This window comes from Rhodoferax lacus (assembly GCF_003415675.1).
Classification (GTDB): domain Bacteria; phylum Pseudomonadota; class Gammaproteobacteria; order Burkholderiales; family Burkholderiaceae_C; genus Allorhodoferax; species Allorhodoferax lacus.
Map to the genome: position 1 here is coordinate 498319 of NZ_QFZK01000001.1, position 23583 is coordinate 521901.

Genomic DNA, 23583 nt, shown 5'->3' on the forward strand with positions numbered 1-23583 from the left:
ACAAATTAACGCTCGATGGTCAGGGCCACGCCCATGCCGCCACCGATACACAAACTGGCAATACCCTTCTTGGCGTTGCGGCGCTGCATCTCATGCAGCAGGGTCACCAGAATACGGCAACCGGACGCGCCAATCGGGTGGCCGATGGCGATGGCGCCACCATTCACATTGACCTTTGACGTATCCCAACCCATTTGGTTGTTGACGGCACAGGCCTGGGCCGCAAAGGCTTCGTTGATTTCCAGCAGGTCCAGGTCTTGCGCATTCCAGCCTGCGCGGGCCAGGGCCTTTTGTGAGGCGGGCACCGGGCCCATGCCCATCAGGGCCGGGTCCAGGCCGCTGGTGGCAAAGCTGGCAATGCGGCCCATGGGGGTGAGGCCCAAGGCCGCTGCCTTCTTGGCTGTCATGACCATGACGGCCGCAGCGCCGTCGTTGATGCCGGAGGCATTGCCTGCGGTGACGCTGCCGGCCTTGTCAAAGGCGGGGCGCAGGCCAGCCAGCACCTCGGCGGTGGATTTGCGGTTGATGAACTCGTCGGCAGAAAAGACGATGGGGTCGCCCTTTTTCTGCGCGATGCTGAAGGGCACGATCTCGTCCACAAACTTGCCTGCGTCCTGTGCAGCGGCAGCCTTTTGCTGGCTGGCCAGGGCCAGGGCGTCCTGCATGTCACGGGTGATGCCGTGGGCCTTGGCCACGTTCTCGGCGGTGATGCCCATGTGGTACTGGTTGTAGACGTCCCACAGGCCGTCGACGATCATGGAGTCGATCATCTTCCAGTCGCCCATGCGCTGGCCGTCGCGGCTGCCCAGCAGCACGTGGGGCGAGGCGCTCATGTTCTCCTGTCCGCCAGCGATGACGATGTCACTGTCGCCCCAGGCCACAGCCTGCGCGGCCAGCATCACAGCCTTGAGGCCGGAGCCGCAGACGGCGTTGATGGTGAGGGCCGGGGTTTCTTTGGCGATGCCGCTCTTGAGCAGCGACTGGCGTGCCGGGTTTTGGCCTTGGCCTGCTGCCAGCACCTGGCCCAGAATGACTTCACCGATCTGGTCAGCGCCCAGGCCGGTGCGAGCCAGCAGGCTCTTGATGACGGCTGCACCCAGTTCGGGTGCCGGGCTCTTGGCCAGCGTGCCGCCAAACTTGCCAACCGCCGTGCGGGCCGCCGATACGATGACGATGTCTTCCATGTTGGTTTCTCCTGCTTCAGTCTGTGCAATAAATAATCAGGCGCGGGCTTTGACGTAGCTGCCCGGTGCAGGCATCAGCGCCTTGTACTTGCCCTTGCCATAGGTTTTGGGCGCGGCGATCTGCTTGCCAGCCTGGCTCTTGAGCCAGATGGACCAATCCGTCCACCAGCTGCCGGGGTGTTCTACCGCGCCTTCCAGCCACGCTTCTTGCGTTTTGGGGAGTTTGCCGTCGGCACGAATCCAGTGGCTGCGTTTGTTCTTGGCGGGCGGGTTGATCACACCAGCAATGTGGCCAGACGCGCCCATGACAAAGCGCTTCTTGCCTGGCAGCGCCTGGGTGGATGCATACGCGCCACCAATGGGCACGATGTGGTCTTCGCGCGAGCCGTACAGGTAGAAGGGAATGTCCACCTGGCGCAGGTCGATCTTTTCACCGCAGACTGTGGCCTTGCCGGGCTTGACCAGCTTGTTTTCCAGATAGGTGTTGCGCAGGTACCAGCAGTAGAACGGGCCGGGCAGATTGGTGCTGTCGGAGTTCCAGTACAGCAGGTCAAAGGGTGGCGGGGTTTCGCCCTTGAGGTAGTTGCCCACCACATAGTTCCAGACCAGATCGTTGGGGCGCAGAAAACTGAAGGTGCTGGCCAGGTCGGTGCCCTTCATCATGCCGCCCTTGCCCATTTCGGACTCGCGGTATTTGACGAAGGACTCGTCAATGAAGACGTCCAGAATGCCGCTGTCGGTGAAGTCCAGCAAGGTGGTGAGCAGGGTGGCACTGGCCACCGGTTTTTCGCCACGCGCGGCCAGAACGGCCAAGGCCGAGGTGAGCATGGTGCCGCCCACGCAAAAGCCCAGGGCGTTGATGGTCTCGGCACCGGTCAGTTCTTGCGTAACACCAATGGCTTTGATGACCGCGTCCTCAATGTAGTTGTCCCAGGTCTTGTGGGCCAGAGATGCGTCCGGGTTGCGCCAGCTGACCACAAAGGTGCGGTGGCCTTGTGCCACGGCGTAGCGGATCAGCGAGTTCTCGGGCTGCAGGTCGAGGATGTAGAACTTGTTGATGCAGGGTGGCACCATCAGAAAGGGCTTCTCAAAGACCTTGGCAGTGAGCGGCTTGTATTCAATGAGCTGGAACAGCTCGCTCTCAAACACCACAGCACCCTCGGTGGTGGCGACATTGCGACCCACTTCAAACAGGCTCTCGTCGGTCATGGACACATGGCCTTGCTGGATGTCATGCACCAGATTTTTGACGCCCTTGGCAATGCTTTCGCCCTTGGTGTCTATGGCCTTCTTCTGGGCTTCGGCGTTGAAGGCCAGGTAGTTGCTGGGTGCGGCAGCGGCCACCCACTGCTCAACGGCGAAGCGGATACGGTTGCGGGTTTTGGCGTCGGCCTCCACCGCCTCGGCCATGCCCATGAGGGTGCGCGCATTGAGCATGTAAACGGCAGCTGCATAGGCAGCCATCGGGTTCTCATTCCAGGCAGCGTCGGCAAAGCGGCGGTCACCGCTGACTTTGGGAGCCTTGAAGCCTTCGGCAAACAGGCCCAGGGCTTCCTTGGAATAGTCCTGCTGCAGCGCCTGCAATTTTTCAGGTGCAAAATGGATTTCGGGTGCCTTTCCCTTCATGTTGGCGCCTACCGCCCCCAGGTCCACCGTCTTGAAGGATTCCAGGGCTTTGGTCCAGCCCTCTGTCACTGCCTGTTGGAACTGTGCGGCCGCCTGCTGCATGAAATCGGGGGAGTTTTGGCTCACTATGTCACCTTTGAAGTTGATCTCAGTTAGACCGCTAGTATCTCAGCTTGTCAGCCCGATTTTCCTTACAAAAAAATATTAGAAACCCCTATGTACATTGTTCCAATTGCCTGGATTTACGTGGCCTTGATGATGAGCGTGGCCGAAGCCACCAACAGCAACGGCACGGTGCTCGGAGCGGTGATGACCTTTGTTCTCTACGGGCTTTTGCCAGTGGGTCTGGTTCTCTACATCATGGGTACACCCGGACGCAAACGTTTGCTGCGGGCCAAGGCGGCAGAAGAACGCGCAGCCTGGGAAGCGCAGGCTGCAAGCCCGACTGCAATGGCAGAGCCCCAGCCGGCTTTAGCTGACGCGCCAGATACAGGCGGCCATGCGCCCGCTGACTCCGTCCCGCCGGTGGGAAAAAAACCGTGAGGGATTGGCCACGGTGCACCAGCTTTGGCTGCCATCATTGCCGTAGATGCCCGTGACGCCCAGAGCCTGCAGGCGTTGTCGCGCCAGTGCCGGCAAGTCGGCCAGCCATTTGCCACTTGCAAAGGGCGCAAAACAGGCCGCCGCATCGGCTGACTGGGCAACAAAAGCGGCACGCACCTCGTCACCCACTTCAAAGGCTTGGGGCCCTATGCAGGGGCCCAGCCAGGCCATCAGGCTTTCATTGGGCGAATCACCCGATGCCATACGACGGTCGTCACCAAAGCTGCCCACTGCAGCCTCCAATACGCCCCTGCCCTGCAAACCCAACAAGCCACGCCAGCCCGCGTGCGCGGCCGCTACCTGACGCCCCTGCGTGTCGCAAAACAGCACAGGCAAGCAGTCGGCCACCATCACTGTGCAGGCCACGTCGCTCTGCACGGCATACGCACCGTCAGCGGGCATGGCATCGGGCGAACCGGCCGCCACCTCCACCATGTCAGTGCCATGCACCTGGTCCAGAAACACGGCAGGCACCCCCAACCTTGCCTGCAATCGCGCTCGGTTGCTTTGCACCGTTGCCGGGTCATCGCCCACGTGCATGCCGAGGTTCAGACCGGCATACCGGCCCACGCTGGTACCACCATCACGGCAGCTGAACAGGGCGCGTACGCCTGCAGGAGCGGGCCAGTCGGGTAATAAGCAGTCAACATCGTGGGTTTGCATGGCCCACAAGCATAATCTCCCACCGCACACCACCCCATCAACGGAGCTTTCATGATTCTCGAACTGGCTGATATTCGCATCCACCCCGGTCAAAACACGGCCTTTGATGAAGCCATTGCCCGTGGCCTGCGCGACGTAATTTCCCATGCCAAAGGCTGCCAGGGCTACAAGGTCAACAAGGGCATTGAAAGCCCCGAGCGCTATGTGCTGCAGATTTTTTGGGAAACACTGGAAAACCACACGGTGGATTTTCGCCAGTCCGAGGCGTTCACCCAGTGGCGCGGCATCGTCGGGCCGTTCTTTGCGGCACCCCCCGTGGTGGAGCACTTTGACTTGGTGGTCAAGTCCCTCTGATCAGACCTTTTGCCCAAGTGCCGCGAGACACCACCATGCCTTATGCAGTTGAGCCCCCTGCCCTTGTGACCGTACCTGTGCATGGCAGCACAGAGGTGTTTCCAGTGCACCGCATCTACTGCGTGGGGCGCAACTACGCGGAACACGCCAAGGAAATGGGCGGCACCGGCCGGGAGGCGCCCTTCTTCTTCATGAAACCGGCAGACGCTGTGCTGCTGGCAGGGCCTGATGGCGCGGCGCACATGCCCTACCCCACACTAACGCAGAATCTGCACCATGAAATCGAACTGGTGTTGGCCATTGGTGCCGGTGGCACGTGCATTGCAGCAGCTGATGCGCACCGCCACATCTACGGCTACGCCGTAGGGCTGGACATGACCCGGCGCGACCTGCAAAGCGACATGAAGAAGCAGGGCCGCCCCTGGAGCATAGGCAAGGGCTTTGACCACTCAGCGCCGCTGGGAACCATCACCCCTGCAGACCAGGTGCTTGGTATTGAACAGGCTGCAATATCGCTGGACGTGAATGGCCAAACCCGCCAGAGCAGCAGCATCTCCCAGCTGATCTGGAACATTGCCGAAACAATCGAACAGCTGTCAGCCGCCTGGACGCTGCAAGCCGGCGACCTGATTTTTACCGGCACACCGGAAGGCGTTGGCGCCGTGGTTTCGGGCGACCTGCTGCTGGGCCGCATTGCCGGTCTGCAAGCACTGACAGTGCGAATCGTCTGAATTTCAATGTGAGCACCTGATGCACCGACCACCCATCAAATTCTGCAAGCAATGCGGCACGGCCGTGGAATACCGCATCCCCGATGACGGGGACACCAAGGTGCGCGCCGTGTGCCCGTCCTGCGACACCATCCACTACGAAAACCCGCTGACCGTGGTGGGCACTGTGCCCTCTTGGGGCGACAGGGTGCTGCTGTGCAAGCGCAATATCGAACCGCGTTTTGGTTTGTGGACCTTGCCCGCAGGCTTTATGGAGCTCAACGAGACCACGACCGAAGGCGCTGCGCGCGAAACCGTGGAGGAAGCCGGTGCGCAGTTCGAAATGCAGGACCTGTTTTCTCTGGTGAATGTGTCGCGTGTGGGGCAGGTGCATCTGTTTTACCGTGCCAAGCTCACCAGCGACCAGTTTGACCCAGGTGTTGAAACCATTGAAGCGCGGCTGTTTCTGGAGAGCGAAATTCCCTGGGAGGAAATCGCCTTTCACACCACGCGTGTGACGCTGGAGTGTTTTTTTGCGGACCGCCGCAAAGGCGGTTTTTCGCTTCACCACCTTGACGTTTAGGCCCGACGCGTGCTGCCCTGCTATGTGATGCTGGATCTGGAGACCACCGGTGGCAATGCGGTGCACGACCGCATCACCGAAATTGCCGCGGTGCGGGTGGAAAACGGCGTGGAGACCGCGCGCTGGAGTACGCTGGTGAACCCCGGTGTGCGCATACCGCCCTTCATCCAGTCGCTCACTGGTATCAGTGACGCCATGGTGGCCGACGCACCGCCCTTCGAAGACGTTGCCCGTACCTTGCTGGAACTGCTGGACGGTGCGGTGTTCGTGGCCCACAACGTGCGCTTTGACCACGGCTTTGTGCAGAACGAACTGGCCCGCATGGAACTGCCCCTCAAGGTGAAGACCCTGTGCACCGTGCGTCTGTCCCGCAAGCTGTATCCGCAGCACAAGGGCCATGGCCTGGACGCCATCCTGCAACGCCATGGCCTGCACACCATGGCCCGGCATCGCGCCATGGGCGATGTGGACGTGGTGTTGCAGTGGCTGAAGATTGCCGCAGATGAGCTTGGGCATGACGCGCTGCAGCGCAGCGCACAGGAACTGCTGCAAGGAAGCGCGGCAGTTCCACCACAACTGGAAACCGCCATTTCTGACATTCCGGACACACCCGGCGTGTACCTGTTTTACGGCGAAGGTCCGCTGCCTTTGTACATAGGCAAGAGCGTGAACATACGCACCCGGGTGATGTCGCATTTCCAGTCGGCGGCCAAGGTGGCGCGCGAGATGCGGATCCTGACCGAGATACGCCGGGTCGAGTGGATCGAAACCGCTGGTGAACTGGGTGCGTTGTTGCTGGAATCCCGTTTGGTAAAGCAGAGACAGCCCGTTTACAACCGGCAACTGCGCCGTGAAAAGGCCTTGTGCTCCTGGCAACTGAACGCAGACCCTGCGGCCAATCCACTGGTCAAGCTGGTGCAAATGGACGACATTGAGCCGATGCAATGGCAGCAGTTGTACGGAACCTACCGCTCCAAGCGCCAGGCCTTGGATGCCTTGCGCGCGCTGTGCGACACCCATGGGCTGTGTCCGCAGTTGTTGGGGCTGGAGAGTGGCAAGGGGGCATGTTTTGCCTGCCAGACTGGACGCTGCAAAGGAGCGTGTGCCGGCCGTGAACCAAAGCCAATGCACCGGGTGCGTCTGCAACTGGCTCTGGGGCTGCAAAGGCTGCAGGCCTGGCCGCACAAGGGCCGGGTTGCGATTCGCGAATACCAGGCCCAAACCGGACGCACCGATATCCACGTGTTTGACCAGTGGTGCCATTTGGCCACCGTGAGTGACCTGAGTGAACTCGAAGATGCCAACCAGACACAGCATGATGGCCTGGCCTTTGATCTGGATACCTACCGCCTTTTGCATAAGCGTTTGGGTAGCGCAGGCGTGCGGGATGCCGAGGTCTTCTTTCTGGCTGTGACAGACCCCGAATCAATGGATTCAGAGGGTTCTTGATGCCCGCCCGCCGGGGCATATCTCACGGCGCAGGTGTTGCATAGAGGGCAAATCCAGCCCTACTCCGTCGCAATGTGGTGTCGCATACACAGTGCGCATGCGAAAATGTAAAAAAATACATGAGGCGGGTATGAGATTCAAAGCGGTCACTCTGGGATTTGTATTGGCCAGCACCACACTGGCCAGTGCTGCACTGACTCTGGGGAGGGCGAGAGGCGCAGCGTGGATAGGCCAGCCTCTGGAACTGATGGTGCCTGTTCAGGTAGATCCCGGGCAGGCAGATGGTGCACTGTGTGCCGAGGCCGATGTATTCCACGGTGACAGCCGACAGGACGCGGGCCGCGTGCAGGTTGTGGTGCTTCCAACCGACCAGCCTGACACTTTCAACCTGAAGATCAGTTCAACCTCACTGATTGACGAGCCAGTCGTAACGGTCTATTTGCGAGCAGGCTGCAGCCAAAAGTCATCCCGTAAATATGTGTTGCTGGCCGACTTTCCCAGTGACACCGCTGCTCCGCTAAGCCGCACCGCGGCCCCGGCAGTCGCGCAAGTTCCACTGGTCATCCCATTGGAGGCCCCTGCGGCGACCAACGCTGCCGCACCAAACAATTCTTCTGCGTCGACCACGCCGAAAGCCATTGCCAAGGCAAGCAAACCCACTGCGCCCCCTCCTAAGGAAGCACAGAGGGAACAAACCGCCCCCAAGGAAACCAACGGGGAAGCAATCAAACAGACGGTAAAAGAAACTGCCAAGGAAGCAGCCCCTAAAAAAGAGAGCCCAGCCAAGGCTGCCGCGCCTGTTGACAGTGCAAAGCCTGTGGCGCAGGGAAAGCCACGTTTGCGCCTGGACCCGATCGAAACCTTGAATGAACGCGTGAAGACGCTGGAGTCCACCACCACGGGAACTACCACGCAGGAAGATGTCGCTCGTGATGGCCAGAAAATGCAATTGCTGCAGAACGACTTGAAGACCTTGCTGGATCAAGCCGTGAAGAATGAAGCCAGTCTGTTGGCCATGCGTGAACGCCTGGAAAAAGCCGAGTCTGATCGCGTGCCCGTGGCCATCGTCTATGGTTTGGGCGCTCTGGTCGTTTTGTGCCTGGGTGCATTGGCCTACCTCTTGACACGTCGCAACAGGCATCCCGGCTGGGACCAGTCTGAGTTGCATGCCTCTGAGGCAACTGCTGGAAATAATGCGATGGCTGCTGGCAAGCGCGTGCCTGGCTCTAAGGACGTGCCCAACGAACAACAGGGCATTGACGTTGATATGGTCGATATGGATGACGCCTCTTTTGACCAGTTGATGGGTCAGGCCGGCGCCGCGAATCAAAAGGTCCAGGCTCGGTAAAACGGCCTTCCGAAATATGCATGGTTTGCAATGCCTTTGGGGCATTGCAAACGCACATGAAAAAAGCCTCTGAGCATTTCTACTCAGAGGCTTAACTATTTCAAATGGTCGGTGTGAAAGGATTCGAACCTTCGACCCCTTGCACCCCATGCAAGTGCGCTACCAGGCTGCGCCACACACCGATCAAGCCTCGAATTATAGCGTGAAAAAGAGACCGTTATTGATCAGCGAAAGCCAATAGTTCACGAATTTCAAACAGTTCACGGCGGAGTTGCAACAGGGGCACCGCTGTTTCGTCAAATGGGTCACCAGGCAGCAGGGAATCCATGTCATCCAGATCATCTGCGTCGAGCTCAATCACCTCGACACCCTCCAGCATGACTTCGCCGTTGCGCTTCTTGTCACGCTCGGTTTGCAGGAGCTCCTGCATCTTGTTGCGCGCACCGCTGATGGTGAAGCCTTGGTCATACAGCAGATCACGTATGCGGCGAATCATCAACACTTCATGGTGCTGGTAATAGCGCCGGTTGCCTCTGCGCTTCATCGGGCGCAGTTGCGTGAACTCCTGCTCCCAATAACGTAGCACGTGTGGTTTTACGCCGCACAAATCTCCTACTTCACCGATGGTGAAATAGCGTTTTGCGGGAATGGGAGGGAGAGTTTTCTCCATTGAAATCAATGCGATACGTGCTAAAGCGCAGAGGTTACTCTAACTTTAGCCCGGACGCAAAGGGCTTATTACGCACTTACCAAATAAAGTGTGCGCTTCGACTTAAACAGACACTGAAGGCTTGTTGCTGTCTTCCTGAATCTGTTCTTTGAGCTTGTGGCTGGCATGGAAGGTCACCACCCGGCGCGCCTGTATCGGTATGGCCTCACCCGTGCGCGGGTTGCGCCCCGGGCGGGGTGCCTTGGTACGAATCTGGAAGTTGCCAAAGCCGGATATCTTGACGTCCGTGCCTTCGACCAGGCTGCCGGAAATCAGGTCAAAGAAAGCGTCGATCATGTCTTTGGACTCGCGTTTGTTGAGACCGATTTGCTCAAACAGCAAATCAGCCAACTGCGCCTTGGTCAGCGCCGGTGTCTCCAGGCTTTCGACGGAAAAATCCATGGTGTCTCGCTTCTTTGTTGTGGCGTAGTTTAGACGCGCTGGCGCGCATCCAGTGTTTGGCTCAGTTGATCGACCACGGCCTTCACTGTGGATTCAATCTGCTCTTCAGTCAAACTGGCTTCATCGCTGTTGAGCGTGAGGCGCACGGCCAGGCTGCGGTCGCCAGCACCCTCGGCCACCACGGCATCCTTGGCGAACTTGGGGCGGTAGACATCGAACAGTTGCGCATCGCGCAGCAAGCCCGCAGTCGGTGCGGCCCAAATGGCGGCCATCAGGGCTGCGTGGGTCACGCTGTCTGCCACCACGACGGCCACATCCCGCTGCACCGCCTGAATCTTGGCCACGGGCTTGAAGACGGGCACGCGGCGTGCCAGCACCGGCTCCAGATCCAGTTCAAACAACAGAGGTGCTGTGGGCAACTCGTAGGACTGGCGCCACTTGGGATGCAGTTCGCCCACGTAGCCAATGCACTTGCCGTCCAGCCAGACCGAGGCGCAGCGGCCCGGGTGCATGGCTGGGTGCGTACCGGGTTTGAACTCAGGGGCCAAGGGTGCCAGCAGGGTTTCCACATCGCCCTTGACGCTATAGAAATCTACCGGGGCGTCTTTCACACCCCACTGCAGCGGATGCTCGCTGCCGCTGGCCAGTCCGGCCACACGCATGGGCTGGTCAAAGCCTTCCACGGTGGCATCGGTACTCTTGACAGAAGCATCACGCAGAAATACGCGGCCCAGCTCGAACACGCGCACACGCGTGGCCTTGCGCGCCTGGTTGAACTTCAGCACCTGCAGCAGCGAGCCCAGGAGCGAGGAGCGCATGACGCTCATCTGGCTGGCAATCGGGTTGAGCAGCTTGATGGGGTTGGGGTTGCCCGCCAGCTCGTTTTCCCAACGCTCTTCCACAAAGCTGAAGTTGATGGTTTCCTGGTAAGCCAGTGCGGCCAGCGCGCGGCGCACGGCGAAGGCACTGCGCTGCGCTTCCGGGCGGATGCGGGCGGTAATGGGGGCCAGCGGCGGCGTGTCGGGCAGGTTGTTGTAACCCACCATGCGCGCCACCTCTTCGATCAGGTCTTCCTCGATCTGCAGGTCGAAACGGTAGGAAGGCGGTGCAACGGTGATCAGGCCTTCTTCTTCGGTCAGGGACAAGCCCAAGCGCTTGAGTGCGTCGGCACATTGCGCCTGGCTCAGGGGCATGCCGATGATCTTTGCGGCACGGGCCACACGCAGGGTGACGGGTGCCGCCACGGGCATGTTGGGCTTTTGGTCGTCAATCGGGCCGCACGTGGTGTCAGGCGTGCCGCAAATGTCGATGATCAGCTGCGTGATGCGCTCGATGTGCTCCACGGTCAGTTCCGGGTCCACACCGCGCTCAAAACGGTGACCGGCATCGGTAGAGAAGTTGAATCGGCGCGAACGCCCGGCAATGGCCTTGGGCCACCAGAAGGCAGCCTCTACATAGACATGCTGCGTATCGTCGGACACGGCCGTGGCGTCACCGCCCATGATGCCGGCCAACGACTCCACTTGCACGTCGTCGGCAATGACACCCACCTTGTCATCCACGGTGACCGTGTTGCCATTGAGCAGCTTGAGTTCTTCACCGGCCTTGCCCCAGCGCACATCAAGCCCGCCGTGGATCTTTTCCAGATCAAAGATGTGGCTGGGACGGCCCAGCTCGAACATCACGTAGTTGGAGATGTCGACCAACGCGGTAACGCTGCGCTGACCACAACGCGCCAGGCGGTCCACCATCCACTGTGGCGTCTGGGCCCGGGTGTTGAGGTTGCGCACCACGCGCCCTGAGAAGCGGCCACACAGATCGGTCGCACTGACGGTGACCTTCACGCTGTCGCTGTTGCCCACAGCCACTGCGGGGAATGCCGGTGCCAGCAGTGGTGCCCCGGTCAGCGCCGAGACTTCGCGCGCCACGCCATAGACACTCAGGCAATGCGCCAGATTAGGCGTGAGCTTCAGGGTGAACAGGGTGTCATCCAGGTCCAGGTGTTCGCGGATGTTTTGTCCCAAGGGTGCATCCAGGGCTAGCTCCAGCAGGCCGCCGTGGTCCTCGGACAGCTTGAGCTCGCGGGCGGAGCACAGCATGCCCTGGCTCTCCACGCCGCGCAGCTTGCCCACCTTGATCAGGAAGGGCTTGCCGTCTTCACCCGGTGGCAGCTCTGCGCCCACCAGGGCGCAGGGCACACGAATGCCTACGCGGGCATTGGGTGCGCCGCACACAATATTCAGCAACTCGGCCTGGCCCACATCCACCTTGCAGACGCGCAGGCGGTCGGCATTGGGGTGCTGCTCGGCTTGCCGGATTTCACCCACCACGATGTGCGTGAAGGGAGGTGCCACGGGCTTGAGTTCTTCCACCTCAAGTCCAGCCATGGTCAGGGTTTCAGCGAGCTCTGCCGTGCCGATTGCGGGGTTGCAGAAAGTGCGTAGCCAGGATTCAGAAAATTGCATAAAAAAATCTCAACCAAAATCAAAAACATGTCAGGCCAGCAATGCCTGCAACCAGGGACGCCGCGCAGCGGCTCAGGGGGCTACTGAAACTGCGACAGGAAGCGCACGTCGCCATCAAAAAAGAGGCGCAGGTCATTCACGCCATAGCGCAGCATGGTGAGGCGGTCCGGGCCCATGCCAAAGGCAAAGCCGATGAACTTCTCCGAGTCCAGCCCCATGTTGCGAATCACATTCGGATGCACCTGGCCGGAACCTGCCACCTCCAGCCAGCGGCCCGACAAGGGACCGCTCTGGAACTGGATGTCGATCTCGGCGCTGGGCTCTGTAAAGGGGAAGAAACTGGGGCGAAAGCGCAGCACCAGGTCATCGCTCTCAAAGAAGGTGCGGCAGAAATCGGTGAAGACAAATTTCAGGTCCTTGAAGCTCACGTTCTCGCCCACCCACAGGCCTTCGCACTGGTGGAACATGGGGGAGTGCGTCGCATCGCTGTCCACGCGGTAGGTACGGCCCGGTGCGATCACGCGAATCTCGGGCATGTCACCGCTGAAGAGGCCGTCTGCCGAGGCGCCCACCAGCGCGCGGTGTGCCTTGACGTGCTGCACCGCGTAGCGGATCTGCATGGGGCTGGTGTGGGTGCGCAGCAGGTTGGGGGCGGCTTCCGAGCCGCCTTCCACATAAAAGGTATCGTGCATGGAACGCGCAGGATGGTCTTCCGGCGTATTCAGTGCAGTGAAGTTGAACCAGTCGGACTCGATCTCGGGGCCCTGGGCAACATCGAAACCCATGGAGCCAAAGATCGCCTCAATGCGCTCCAGTGTGAGCGACACCGGGTGCAAACCGCCCTGCCCGCCCTGTCGGCCCGGCAAGGTCACGTCCAGCGCTTCGGCCTGGAGTTGCAACTGCAGTTCGGCATCTGCCAGGCCCTGGCGGCGCGCTGTCAGTGCGGCTTCAATGGCCTGCTTGGCCAGGTTGATGGCGGCACCGTGCGCCTTCTTCTCGTCCACGCTCAGGGCGGCCATGCCCTTCATCAGCTCGGTGATACGGCCGGACTTGCCCAGGTACAAGGCCTTGGCGTTTTCCAGATCGGCAGGCGTTGCAGCTTGTGCAAACGCGGAATGGGCGGATTCGACGATGGCGTTCAACTCGTTCATACGGTCTTCTTGGTATTCGGTTCAATTGAAAAAGGGCTAGTGCCTTTTCAAGCTCTAGCCCTTACTTCGTGTGCCAAGCGCGTTAGCGCCCAGCCGTGAATCAAGCAGCCAGCTTGGCCTTGACCTGCTCCACGATGCTTGCAAAAGCAGCCATGTCATGAATGGCGATATCAGACAGAACCTTGCGGTCGATCTCGATGTTTGCCTTCTTCAGACCGTTGGCGAATTGGCTGTATGTCATGCCGCACTGACGAGCAGCCGCATTGATACGGGCAATCCACAACTGGCGGAACACACGTTTTTTGGTACGACGGTCGCGGTAGGCATATTGCCCAGCCTTCATTACCGCTTCTTTGGCGACGCGGAAGACATTACCGCGGCGACCGCGGAAACCCTTTGCAAGGGCCAGAACTTTTTTGTGGCGGGCGCGAGCCGTTACACCACGTTTGACGCGAGGCATGTAGTTACTCCTTGTTCGTCGTTAATTAAATACCACGGCCGGGGAGCATCTGTGCCATGTGACCCATATTGGTCTCATGAACTCCAGTGGATCCGCGCAGGTGGCGTTTATTTTTGGTGGTCTTCTTGGTCAGAATGTGACGCTTGAAGGCTTGGCCGCGTTTAACGGTTCCACCGGGACGAACGCGAAAGCGTTTTTTCGCCGCGCTCTTGGTCTTCATTTTGGGCATGTTGATGCTCCTTCTATCTTGTGCTCGTGAGGCGTCCGGAAAAAAACTTCCAGCCTTGTTGGCCCCGAGCCACTTTTGTGGCGAGTAATAAAACCCACCACTTTTGTGGCGAGCTATGAGACTCGCCACTTGATTTCAACCGGCGACCAAACCGGTTGAAAAAAATTACGCCGCAGTTTCTGCTACGGGCTTCTGTGCACCACCTGGCTTCTTACGGCCCGGTGCAATCATCATGACCATCTGGCGACCTTCCAGCTTGGGGAACTGTTCCACCAAGATGGAGTCACCCAACTCGTCGCGCATACGCTGCAACAAAGCCAATCCAATTTCCTGGTGGGTGATCTCGCGACCCCGGAAGCGCAAGGTAATCTTGCACTTGTCACCATCATCCAAAAAGCGCCGGATATTGCGCAGTTTGATGTTGTAGTCGCCATCGTCGGTACCAGGCCGGAACTTGATTTCCTTGACCTCGATAACCTTTTGCTTGGACTTCGCTTCCGCAGCCTTCTTCTGTTCCTGGTACTTGAACTTGCCGTAATCCATCAAGCGACAGACCGGCGGATTCGCCGTGGCAGATATTTCAACCAGATCAACGTCCAATTCGCCTGCCATGCGCAGGGCTTCCATCAGACTCACAACGCCCAAAGGCTCGTTCTCGACCCCGGTGAGGCGAACCTCAGGGGCCATGATTTCACGGTTCAGGCGGTGCTTGCGTTCTTCACGCTGACGGCGGTCACGAAATTCAGTAGCGATGGCTCAATCCTGTTCTGTTGGTGCCACAAAAACGTGGCTGATGCCGCACAACGCACGCGGGCAAACCGACATCTTTGGAAACAACCACAGACCTATGATTTGCTTGCAATGTCAGCCGAGATTTTTTGCACAAAGGCTTCAAGAGACATTGCTCCGAGGTCTTGTCCACCCCGGGCGCGCACTGCAACAGCGCCTGCTGCCATCTCCTTGTCACCTATGACAAGCAAATACGGCAGCTTCTGCATCGAATGCTCGCGTATTTTAAGCGTAATCTTCTCGTTGCGTAGATCTAATTTGACCCGGAACCCTTGATTTTGCAGCGTCTTTGCTACGGTTTTGCAATATTCGGCCTGTGCATCAGTGATATTGAGCACCGCGATCTGCACCGGAGCCAGCCAAGCCGGCAGGGCTCCTGCGCTTTCCTCGATCAGAATTCCAATGAAACGCTCCAGGCTGCCAACGATAGCCCGGTGCAGCATGACGGGGCGGTGACGTGCACCGTCTTCACCCACATATTCGGCATCCAGGCGCTCGGGCAGGTTGGGGTCAACCTGTATCGTGCCGCACTGCCATGGGCGTCCCAAGGCGTCCTTGAGCGTGTACTCGATCTTGGGGCCATAAAACGCGCCCTCGCCGGGCAGGTATTCAAAATCGCAGCCCGAGGCGCGCAAGCCGTCGGCCAGTGCCTTTTCAGCGCGGTCCCAGCTTTCTTCGGTACCAATGCGTTTTTCCGGACGGGTCGACAACTTGTAGATGATGTTGGTAAAGCCAAAGTCCTTGTAGACTTTTTGCAGCAAGGTGGTAAAAGCTTTGACTTCTTCCTGAATCTGCTCTTCGGTACAGAAGATGTGGCCATCATCCTGCGTGAAACCACGCACGCGCATGATGCCGTGCAGACCACCCGAAGGCTCATTGCGGTGGCAGTTGCCGAACTCGCCAAAGCGCAGTGGCAAATCACGGTAGCTCTTGATGCCTTGCTTGAAGATCAGGATGTGGCCTGGGCAGTTCATCGGCTTCAAGGCGTAGTCGCGCTTTTCGGACTCGGTGATGAACATGTTTTCGCGGTACTTGTCCCAATGGCCGGTTTTCTCCCACAGGCTCTTGTCCAAGAGCTGTGGGCCTTTCACCTCCTGGTAGCCATTGTCCTGGTACACGTGGCGCATGTACTGCTCCACGCCTTGCCACAGCGTCCAGCCCTTGGGGTGCCAGAACACGGTGCCCGGTGCATATTCGTCAATGTGGAACAGGTCCAACTCGCGCCCCAGCTTGCGGTGGTCACGCTTCTCGGCCTCTTCCAACATGGTGAGGTGCTGCTGCAAGTCGTCCTTGGTGGCCCAGGCCGTGCCATAGATACGCTGCAGCATTTCGTTTTTGTGGTCGCCACGCCAGTAGGCGCCGGCCAGCTTCATCAGCTTGAAGTGCTTGAGCTTGCCGGTGCTGGGCACGTGGGGGCCGCGGCACAGGTCTTCAAACTTGCCTTCGCGGTACAGCGACACGTCCTCATTGCTGGGGATGCTGCCAATGATCTCGGCCTTGTAGTGCTCACCCAGGCTCTTGAAATACGCCACCGCTTCATCGCGTGGCAGCACGCGGCGCACCACAGGCTCATCCTTGTTTGCCAACTCCGTCATCTTCTTCTCGATGGCGGTCAGGTCATCGGGTGTGAAGGGGCGCTTGTATGAGAAGTCGTAGAAGAAGCCGTTCTCAATCACCGGGCCGATGGTGACCTGGGCATCCGGGAACAATTCTTTCACCGCATAGGCCAGCAAGTGGGCCGTGCTGTGGCGAATCACTTCCAACCCGTCTGCATCCTTGGCGGTGATGATGGACAAAGCACTGTTGGCCGTCATCTGAAAACTGGTGTCCACCACTTTGCCGTCCACTTTGCCCGCCAGTGCCGCTTTGGCCAAGCCTGCTCCGATAGAGGCGGCCACTTCAGCGACCGTGACCGGGCCGGGGAATTCGCGCTGGGAACCGTCGGGGAGTGTGATTTGGATCATGGTGTATCTGCGAAAAAAGAATCTTCTGTCCAAGTAAAAAGCGCGGAACAGTCCGCGCTTTTCTAGGGTGGTTGGATTTTAACCGGAGTCTGAAAGGCGAAAAACGTGCACCGCGGGCATGCCTTGGCACATTAAAAAAGCCGGGCCTCCTTTCAGAAGCCCGGCTCTTCAACAACTCACACCGTGCTTAGTGGAACTGCTCTTCTTCGGTAGAACCGGTCAGTGCCGTCACGCTGGACTTGCCGCCCTGGATTACCGTGGTGACTTCGTCGAAGTAACCGGTGCCAACTTCCTGCTGGTGCGACACAAAGCTGTAGCCACGCTCGCGGGCTGCGAACTCGGGCTCTTGCACCTTTTCCACGTAGGCGGTCATGCCGCGCTTCACGTAGTCTTGTGCGAGGTCGAACATGTGGTACCACATGTTGTGAATGCCGGCCAGCGTGATGAACTGGTACTTGTAGCCCATGGCGCCGAGTTCCTTCTGGAACTTGGCAATGGTGGCGTCGTCGAGGTTCTTCTTCCAGTTGAACGATGGCGAGCAGTTGTAGGCCAGCATCTTGCCGGGGTGTTTGGCGTGCACGGCGTCGGCAAACTTCTTGGCAAACTCCAGATCGGGCGTACCGGTTTCGCACCACACCAGGTCAGCGTATTCGGCGTAGGCCACGGCGCGGGAGATGGCCTGGTCCAGACCCTTCTTGGTCTTGTAGAAGCCTTCTGCCGTGCGCTCGCCGGTGAGGAAGGGCTTGTCGTTCACGTCATAGTCACTGGTCAACAGGTCAGCGGCTTCAGCGTCGGTACGGGCAATCACCAGGGTGGGCACGCCGTAGACGTCAGCGGCCATACGGGCAGCGATCAGCTTCTGGCAGGCTTCGGTGGTGGGGACCAGCACCTTGCCACCCATGTGACCGCATTTCTTCACGGAAGCCAGTTGGTCTTCGAAGTGCACGCCACCAGCACCAGCGCGGATCATGGCCTTCATCAACTCGTAGGCGTTGAGCACACCACCGAAGCCGGCTTCGGCATCGGCCACGATGGGGGCGTGGTAGTCGATATAGCCAGCATCGCCTGGGCCAACACCCTTGGACCACTGGATTTCATCGGCACGGGTGAAGGAGTTGTTGATGCGCTCCACCACCTTTGGCACCGAGTCCACGGGGTACAGGGACTGGTCCGGGTACATGGCGGAATATTCATTGTTGTCGGCAGCGACTTGCCAGCCCGACAGGTAGATGGCTTTCACGCCGGCCTTGACCTGTTGCATGGCTTGGCCGCCGGTCAGGGCACCCAGGCAGTTCACATAGGCTTCGGTGTTCACCAGGTCCCACAGCTTTTCAGCGCCGCGGCGGGCCAGTGTGTGCTCCACCTGGAAGGATCCGCGCAGGCGGACCACGTCGGCGGCGGTGTAGCCGCGCTTGATGCCCTTCCAACGGGGGTTGGTGGCCCAGTCTTTTTCCAGGGCGGCGATTTGCTGTTCGCGGCTGAGTTGTTCGGTCAGAGATTTCGGCATGTAAACACTCCTAGGTTGGTTAATCAGTGGCCGGGATGCAGTGCAAGCCCGTTTGCCATGCCTGAATTCTAAGTCTTATATAAGACTGAAATCGCTCTTATGTCTTATATAAGATTGAAATTTATTGTTATAAAAAACAATGACTTACATGCGCCATCTCGCAATACGATATGAAACCACTGCTTTATGGAAAGCAAGGAGACAAGCAAAAGCAATCAATTATCGTATTGTGAAATGCTGCAACACAGCATAAAACAGAATACCGCTTGGGCAGCGGCCTGCTTAGAAGGCGTCGGCGTAGCGCCGCAACTCCCAGTCGCTGACCTGCAGGCTGTAGGCATCCCACTCCGCACGCTTGAGCTTGATGAACTCCGCGCAAAAGTCATCGCCCACGGCATGGCACAGGGTGACGTCGGCTTCGAGAGCGTTCACCGCCGCGTCCAGGTTTGTTGGCAAACGTGCGGGCATGGCCAGCCCTTGGGCGCGGCGCTCGTACAGGTCTTCGTTGCAAGGCGCGGGAGGTACCAATTTCTGGTCCATGCCCGACAGCCCCGCAGCCAGCGTTCCCGCAATGGCCGCATACACGTTGCACGACGGATCGGGCAAACGCCACTCAATGCGGCCCGCCACGGTGCGGACAACGCAGGTGCGGTTGTTGTCTCCATAGCTCTTCCAGACGGGTGACCAGGTGGTGCCCGAGGCGCTGTTGCTGCTGGCCAGCCGCTTGTAGCTGTTGACCGTGGGCGCACACAGGGCGCTCAGGGCATCGGCGTGATAAAGCAAGCCGGCAGCAAACTGGTGGCCCTGCTGGCTCAAGCCCAAGGCACCTTGGGGGTCGGTAAAAATGGCGAGGCCCTGTGCGTCGGTGATGCTCAGGTGAAAATGCAAGCCACTGCCAGGTGCCGTGGCTACCGGCTTGGGCATGCAGCTGAACACCATGCCATGCTTCTCGGCCACCACATGGGCGGTCATCTTGAACAGCATGTAGCGGTCGGCGGCGGCAAGGGCATCGTCAAACTTGTAATTGATTTCGTACTGGCCGCAGGCGTCTTCATGGTCGATTTGCTGCAGTTCGAAGCCCAACTGCGTGAGCGTCTGGCGCATCTCGTCCAGAAACGCCGCATTACGGTGGATGGCCTTCAAGTCGTAAGAAGGCTTGTCCAGTTGGTCAGCTGCATCGGCCACTTGCCATTGCCCGTCCTGCCCCTTGTTAAGCAAAAAGAACTCGGGCTCAATGCCCACCCACAGCGTCCAGCCCCTGTCCTGGATGCGCTGCAAGACTGACTTGAGCATCTGGCGTGAACAAGTAGACAGTGCCTCACCACCCGCATAGCCGTCGCACACGGCATGGGCAATGCCCGGCATGAAGGGCAGCGCCTGCAGGGAATCGAGCTGCACCCGGCCGTAGTACTCGCTGCGTGCGCCATAGCGCGGCAAACCCGTTCCCCAGATGCTGGGGCCGGCAAAACCAGCGCCCTGCTCCACCCATTCCTTCAGGTTGTCTACCGGAACCAGCTTGCCTTTGGCAACGCCGTGGATATCGCAAAACTGGGTGAGTACGGAGTGAATGCCTTGCGATTTCAGGCGGTCAATGGTGGGCTGGTAGGCTTGCATAGGCAGTGCGATCAGGCGAAGACCTGGTCCAGAATCTGAAGCGCTTCTTCGAACACGTTGTCCTCGATGGTCAAGGGGAACAGGAAGCGGATCACGTTGCCGTAAACGCCACAGGTCAGCAGCAACAGACCCTTTTTAAGCGCAGCCTGCTGAAGCTGCTTGGTCAGGTCTGCATCAGGCGCGCCGGTCTGCGGATTGACAAACTCGCAGGCCACCATGGCACCCAGGGCGCGGATGTCGCCCATGGCCTTGTTTTTGGTCTTGGCCACTTCCAACCGGGCTTTGAGCACAGCACCCAGATGGGCCGCCCGCTCACACAACTTTTCCTCGGCCATCACATCCAGCACCGCATGGGCTGCTGCCACTGCCAACGGGTTGCCGGCATAGGTGCCACCCAGTCCGCCGGGGTTGGGCGCGTCCATCACATCGGCGCGGCCAGAAACTGCGGACAGGGTCGTACCACCGGCCATGCTCTTGGCCATGGTGATCAAGTCGGGCGACACGCCGTAGTGCTCCATGGCAAACATCTTGCCGGTGCGGGCAAAACCGGTCTGCACCTCGTCGGCAATCAGCAGGATGCCGTGCTGGTCACACAGTTCGCGCAGCCATTTCACAGCCTCGGCCTGGATCGGGTTGAAACCACCCTCGCCTTGCACCGGCTCGAAGATGATGGCAGCCACGCGGGCAGGCTCGATATCGCATTTGAAAATCTGCTCGATGGCATGCTTGGTGTCATCCAGGCTCGCGCAATGGCAAGGGAAAGGTGCATGGTAGATCTCGGGCGGGAACGGACCAAAGCCGGCCTTGTAGGGCTGCACCTTACCGGTCAGGGCCACGGCAAACATGCTGCGGCCATGGAAGGCGGCGCTGAAGGCAATCACGCCGCTGCGCTTGGTGTGCGAACGGGCGATCTTGATGGCGTTTTCCACGGCCTCGGCGCCGGTGGAGAAGAAGGCGGTCTTGGCCGGACCCTGGATCGGCACGATGGCGTTGATGCGCTCGGCCAGCGACACATATTCGGCATAGGGCACGACCTGGTAGCAGCTGTGCGTGAAGCGCTGCAGTTGGGCTGCGATGGCGGCCTGCACCTTGGGGTGCACGTGGCCGGTGTTGAGCACGGCAATGCCGCCGGCAAAGTCGATGAAGCGGCGCCCTTCGATGTCCCAGAACTCGGAATTCTTGGCGTGGTCAATGAAGAAGTCCCCCATCACGGCCACGCCACGCGGTGTTGCGGCCAGGCGGCGGGCATGCCATTCGGCATTGGTGCCGGCCGATGTGGTGCTCGTCAGGGCAGATGGTTTCAGGGCAGCGTTCATAGGGAAGTCTCCAGGAGAAAAAGCATCAAAAGGTAAGTGTGCGGCGCAAAAGCGCGCAGGTCAAACAGGGATTTCAAACCGGGCTGTCGATACGAATCCACGTGGTTTTGGTCTCAGTGTATTTGTCAAAGGCGTGCAGCGACTTGTCGCGCCCGACACCGCTTTGCTTGAAACCGCCAAAGGGCACGGTGATGTCGTCTTCGTCATACTGATTTACGTGCACAGTGCCTGCGCGCAGGGCGCGGGCCACGCCGTGCGCCTTGTTGAGGTCGCTGGTCCAAACACCGGCCTGCAGGCCATAGATGCTGTCATTGGCCTGGCGCACGGCATCTGCCGCATCCGTAAAACTCAGCACCGAGAGCACCGGCCCAAAAATTTCTTCGCGCGATATTTTCATCTCGGGTTTCACGCCATCAAAAATGGTGGGCTGCACATAGCAGCCGCCAGTGTCTTGCATCACCTGTTCGCCGCCTGCAATCAGTCGCGCGCCCTCAGCCTTGCCGCTGGCGATATAACCCAGCACCGACTTCATCTGGATCTGGTCCACCAGGGCGCCCATCACCGTGCCCGGCAGCGTGGGATTGGCAGGCGCATAGCCGGGCACCAGGGCCAGGGCCTTTTCCAGAAAGCGCTCCTTGATGCTGTCCTGCACAAAGAGGCGCGAAGGTGCGTTGCAGCTCTCGCCCTGGTTAAAGAAGATGCCGCCAATGGCAGCCTCAACGGCCCGGTCCAGGTTCGGGCAGTCGGCAAACACAATGTTGGGCGACTTGCCACCAAGCTCGGTCCAGGCGCGCTTGAGGTTGCTCTGCCCGGCCATCACATGGATTTGCTTGCCCACGCGGGTGGAGCCGGTAAAGGCAATGCAGTCCACGTCCATGTGCAGGGCCAGGGGTGAGCCTGCCTCGGGCCCATAGCCGGTCACCACATTGAACACGCCTTCCGGAATGCCCGCCTCCAGCGCCAGATCAGCCAAGCGAAGAGCCGTGAGCGGCGACTTCTCGCTAGGCTTGAGCACCACCGAATTGCCGCTGGCCAGGGCCGGCGCAATCTTCCAGGCCGCCATGATCATGGGGTAATTCCAGGGCACGATGACGCCCACCACACCCACCGGCTCGCGGGTGATCAAGGCCAGTGCCGTAGACGGCGTAGGTGCAATCTCGTCGTAAATCTTGTCCACAGCCTCGCCATACCAGCGGATGCAGTTGGAGGCGCTGTTCACATCCACGCCGCGTGCGTACTTCACCGGCTTGCCCATGTCCAGGGTCTCGGTCATGGCCAGCTCGTCGCCGTGCTGCTGTAACAGGTCGGCAAAGCGGATCATCACGCGCTTGCGCTGGGCGGGTGCCATGCCGCACCAGCGCTTGTCCTCGAAGGCGACGCGCCCTGCGGCAACAGCCGCGTCGATATCGGCCGAACCGCAGCGCGCTACTTGCGTGAGCACGCGCCCGTCCACCGGTGAGATGCAATCGAAGAGCTGGCCGTCCTGGGCCGCTACGCGTTTGCCGTTGATCAGGGCGCGGCCGTCGAATTTCAAATGATCCATCACAGTTCCAATGCGGTTTGGCCCGCGACGAAGCGGACCGGTTGTTTGCAGCGGCCTCAGGCCTTGAGCACTGCGGTCTCCATGCGGATGGCCGCTGCAATTTCGCGCTCTCGGCGTCGTGTTTGCCGCGCCACCCAGATGCTGTAACCCACAATCACCACCGTCACCGTGACGATCAGCAGCGTGGCTGCTGCATAAATGGTCGGGTTGATGCCGCGCCGCGCGTAGCCGAAAATAACCTGCGGCAAGGTGCTCACACCCGGCCCGGACAAAAATTCGGAAATCACCACATCGTCAAACGACAGCGTGAACGACAACAGGAAGGCCGCCAGAATCGCCTGCGCAATATTGGGTAGCGTGACCAGAAAGAACACCTGGAATGGCCTGGCACCCAAGTCCATGGCCGCCTCTTCCAGGGACTTGTTCACCTCCAGCAAACGCGACTGGATCACCACCATGGCATAGGCCATGCCCAGCAAGGTGTGGCCCAGCACAATGGTCAGCAAGCCGCGCTCGGGCCAACCGAAGGCGTTCTGGATGCCCACCATCAGCAGCAGTAAGGACAGGCCAATCACCACCTCGGGCATGACCAAGGGCGCATTGACCATGCCGGAAAACACCGTGCGCCCAAAAAAGCGCCGGTATCGCACCAGCACAAAGGCCGCAAAGGTGCCCAACACGGCAGACAGCAAGCCGGTGGCGAGTGCCACCTTCAGCGACAGCCAGAAGCCCTCCACAATCTTGCTGTCCTTGCCCAGGGCTTCGTACCAGCGCAGGGAGAAGCCGGTGAAGTTGGCATCCTGGCGCGTGCTGTTGAACGAGAACAGCATCATGAAGAACAGCGGTATGTACAGAAACAGGTACACCAGTGCCATCCAGGCCTTGCCAAAATGCTTTTCAAAAAAGATTTTCAT

The 23583-nt window shown here is 59.6% G+C and carries 22 protein-coding genes and 1 tRNA gene; 6 read left to right on the forward strand and 17 right to left on the reverse strand.

Annotation, left to right across the window (positions count from 1 at the left end; translation table 11 throughout):
• Positions 1 to 5: 5 nt before the first annotated feature.
• Together DIC66_RS02240 and DIC66_RS02245 are read right to left on the reverse strand one after the other, a co-directional pair.
• Positions 6 to 1184 carry an acetyl-CoA C-acetyltransferase gene (locus tag DIC66_RS02240; RefSeq protein WP_117173586.1) on the reverse strand — a complete coding sequence of 393 codons (1179 nt, stop codon included), beginning with the start codon at positions 1182 to 1184 and terminating at the stop codon, positions 6 to 8.
• A gap of 36 nt (positions 1185 to 1220) precedes the next feature.
• The gene (locus tag DIC66_RS02245; RefSeq protein WP_117173588.1) at positions 1221 to 2912 is read right to left on the reverse strand and encodes a PHA/PHB synthase family protein; all 1692 of its coding nucleotides are present in this window, start codon (positions 2910 to 2912) and stop codon (positions 1221 to 1223) included.
• 114 nt (positions 2913 to 3026) lie between these two features.
• Between DIC66_RS02245 and DIC66_RS02250 the strand changes: the two genes are divergently transcribed.
• Positions 3027 to 3353: a hypothetical protein gene (locus DIC66_RS02250; protein ID WP_117173590.1), complete on the forward strand. Its 327-nt coding sequence runs from the start codon at positions 3027 to 3029 to the stop codon at positions 3351 to 3353.
• On the opposite strand, the gene pgeF is transcribed toward DIC66_RS02250, so the two are convergent.
• Entirely contained in the window at positions 3282 to 4076 is a 795-nt protein-coding gene (gene pgeF / locus DIC66_RS02255) for a peptidoglycan editing factor PgeF (RefSeq protein WP_117173592.1), read from the reverse strand. The two genes, DIC66_RS02250 and pgeF, sit on opposite strands and share 72 nt — an antisense overlap.
• Before the next feature lie 51 nt (positions 4077 to 4127).
• On the opposite strand from pgeF, the gene DIC66_RS02260 reads away from it, so the two are divergent.
• The 5 genes from DIC66_RS02260 to DIC66_RS02280 all read left to right on the forward strand — a co-directional run bounded on the left by DIC66_RS02260 (position 4128) and on the right by DIC66_RS02280 (position 8520).
• On the forward strand, positions 4128 to 4430 hold the full coding sequence (locus DIC66_RS02260; protein ID WP_117173594.1) for an antibiotic biosynthesis monooxygenase family protein: 303 nt from the start codon (positions 4128 to 4130) through the stop codon (positions 4428 to 4430).
• A 35-nt stretch (positions 4431 to 4465) separates the two neighbouring features.
• On the forward strand, positions 4466 to 5161 hold the full coding sequence (locus tag DIC66_RS02265; protein WP_117173596.1) for a fumarylacetoacetate hydrolase family protein: 696 nt from the start codon (positions 4466 to 4468) through the stop codon (positions 5159 to 5161).
• A gap of 16 nt (positions 5162 to 5177) precedes the next feature.
• Positions 5178 to 5723, forward strand: coding sequence for an NUDIX hydrolase (locus DIC66_RS02270; protein WP_117173598.1), 546 nt, complete (start codon positions 5178 to 5180; stop codon positions 5721 to 5723).
• A gap of 9 nt (positions 5724 to 5732) precedes the next feature.
• On the forward strand, positions 5733 to 7172 hold the full coding sequence (locus DIC66_RS02275) for an exonuclease domain-containing protein (RefSeq protein ID WP_117173600.1): 1440 nt from the start codon (positions 5733 to 5735) through the stop codon (positions 7170 to 7172).
• Between the two features lie 130 nt (positions 7173 to 7302).
• Positions 7303 to 8520, forward strand: a complete 1218-nt coding sequence (locus tag DIC66_RS02280) for a hypothetical protein (RefSeq protein WP_117173602.1) — start codon at positions 7303 to 7305, stop codon at positions 8518 to 8520.
• Between the two features lie 105 nt (positions 8521 to 8625).
• Here DIC66_RS02280 and DIC66_RS02285 read toward each other — a convergent pair.
• The 14 genes from DIC66_RS02285 to DIC66_RS02350 form a co-directional block, all read right to left on the reverse strand.
• Positions 8626 to 8702: transfer RNA gene (locus DIC66_RS02285), tRNA-Pro, on the reverse strand.
• A 35-nt stretch (positions 8703 to 8737) separates the two neighbouring features.
• Entirely contained in the window at positions 8738 to 9190 is a 453-nt protein-coding gene (locus tag DIC66_RS02290) for a MerR family transcriptional regulator (protein WP_117173604.1), read from the reverse strand.
• 102 nt (positions 9191 to 9292) lie between these two features.
• Positions 9293 to 9631: an integration host factor subunit alpha gene (locus DIC66_RS02295; RefSeq protein ID WP_117173606.1), complete on the reverse strand. Its 339-nt coding sequence runs from the start codon at positions 9629 to 9631 to the stop codon at positions 9293 to 9295.
• A 29-nt stretch (positions 9632 to 9660) separates the two neighbouring features.
• A complete protein-coding gene (gene pheT, locus DIC66_RS02300; protein ID WP_117173608.1) occupies positions 9661 to 12096 on the reverse strand; it encodes a phenylalanine--tRNA ligase subunit beta in 2436 nt (811 codons plus the stop codon).
• A gap of 80 nt (positions 12097 to 12176) precedes the next feature.
• Entirely contained in the window at positions 12177 to 13247 is a 1071-nt protein-coding gene (gene pheS, locus DIC66_RS02305) for a phenylalanine--tRNA ligase subunit alpha (RefSeq protein ID WP_117173610.1), read from the reverse strand.
• 100 nt (positions 13248 to 13347) lie between these two features.
• Positions 13348 to 13707, reverse strand: coding sequence for a 50S ribosomal protein L20 (gene rplT, locus DIC66_RS02310; protein WP_117173612.1), 360 nt, complete (start codon positions 13705 to 13707; stop codon positions 13348 to 13350).
• 25 nt (positions 13708 to 13732) lie between these two features.
• Positions 13733 to 13936 carry a 50S ribosomal protein L35 gene (gene rpmI, locus DIC66_RS02315; RefSeq protein ID WP_094481090.1) on the reverse strand — a complete coding sequence of 68 codons (204 nt, stop codon included), beginning with the start codon at positions 13934 to 13936 and terminating at the stop codon, positions 13733 to 13735.
• A 165-nt stretch (positions 13937 to 14101) separates the two neighbouring features.
• A complete protein-coding gene (infC, locus tag DIC66_RS02320; RefSeq protein WP_117173614.1) occupies positions 14102 to 14689 on the reverse strand; it encodes a translation initiation factor IF-3 in 588 nt (195 codons plus the stop codon).
• A gap of 92 nt (positions 14690 to 14781) precedes the next feature.
• Complete coding sequence (gene thrS / locus DIC66_RS02325) at positions 14782 to 16689, reverse strand: threonine--tRNA ligase (RefSeq protein ID WP_117173616.1); 1908 nt, start codon at positions 16687 to 16689, stop codon at positions 14782 to 14784.
• 187 nt (positions 16690 to 16876) lie between these two features.
• A complete protein-coding gene (gene aceA / locus DIC66_RS02330; RefSeq protein WP_117173618.1) occupies positions 16877 to 18196 on the reverse strand; it encodes an isocitrate lyase in 1320 nt (439 codons plus the stop codon).
• Between the two features lie 282 nt (positions 18197 to 18478).
• Complete coding sequence (glnT, locus tag DIC66_RS02335) at positions 18479 to 19810, reverse strand: type III glutamate--ammonia ligase (RefSeq protein WP_117173620.1); 1332 nt, start codon at positions 19808 to 19810, stop codon at positions 18479 to 18481.
• 11 nt (positions 19811 to 19821) lie between these two features.
• The gene (gene gabT, locus DIC66_RS02340) at positions 19822 to 21126 is read right to left on the reverse strand and encodes a 4-aminobutyrate--2-oxoglutarate transaminase (RefSeq protein WP_117173622.1); all 1305 of its coding nucleotides are present in this window, start codon (positions 21124 to 21126) and stop codon (positions 19822 to 19824) included.
• A gap of 73 nt (positions 21127 to 21199) precedes the next feature.
• Positions 21200 to 22669: an aldehyde dehydrogenase gene (locus DIC66_RS02345; RefSeq protein WP_117173624.1), complete on the reverse strand. Its 1470-nt coding sequence runs from the start codon at positions 22667 to 22669 to the stop codon at positions 21200 to 21202.
• A gap of 56 nt (positions 22670 to 22725) precedes the next feature.
• A complete protein-coding gene (locus DIC66_RS02350) occupies positions 22726 to 23583 on the reverse strand; it encodes an ABC transporter permease (RefSeq protein WP_117173626.1) in 858 nt (285 codons plus the stop codon).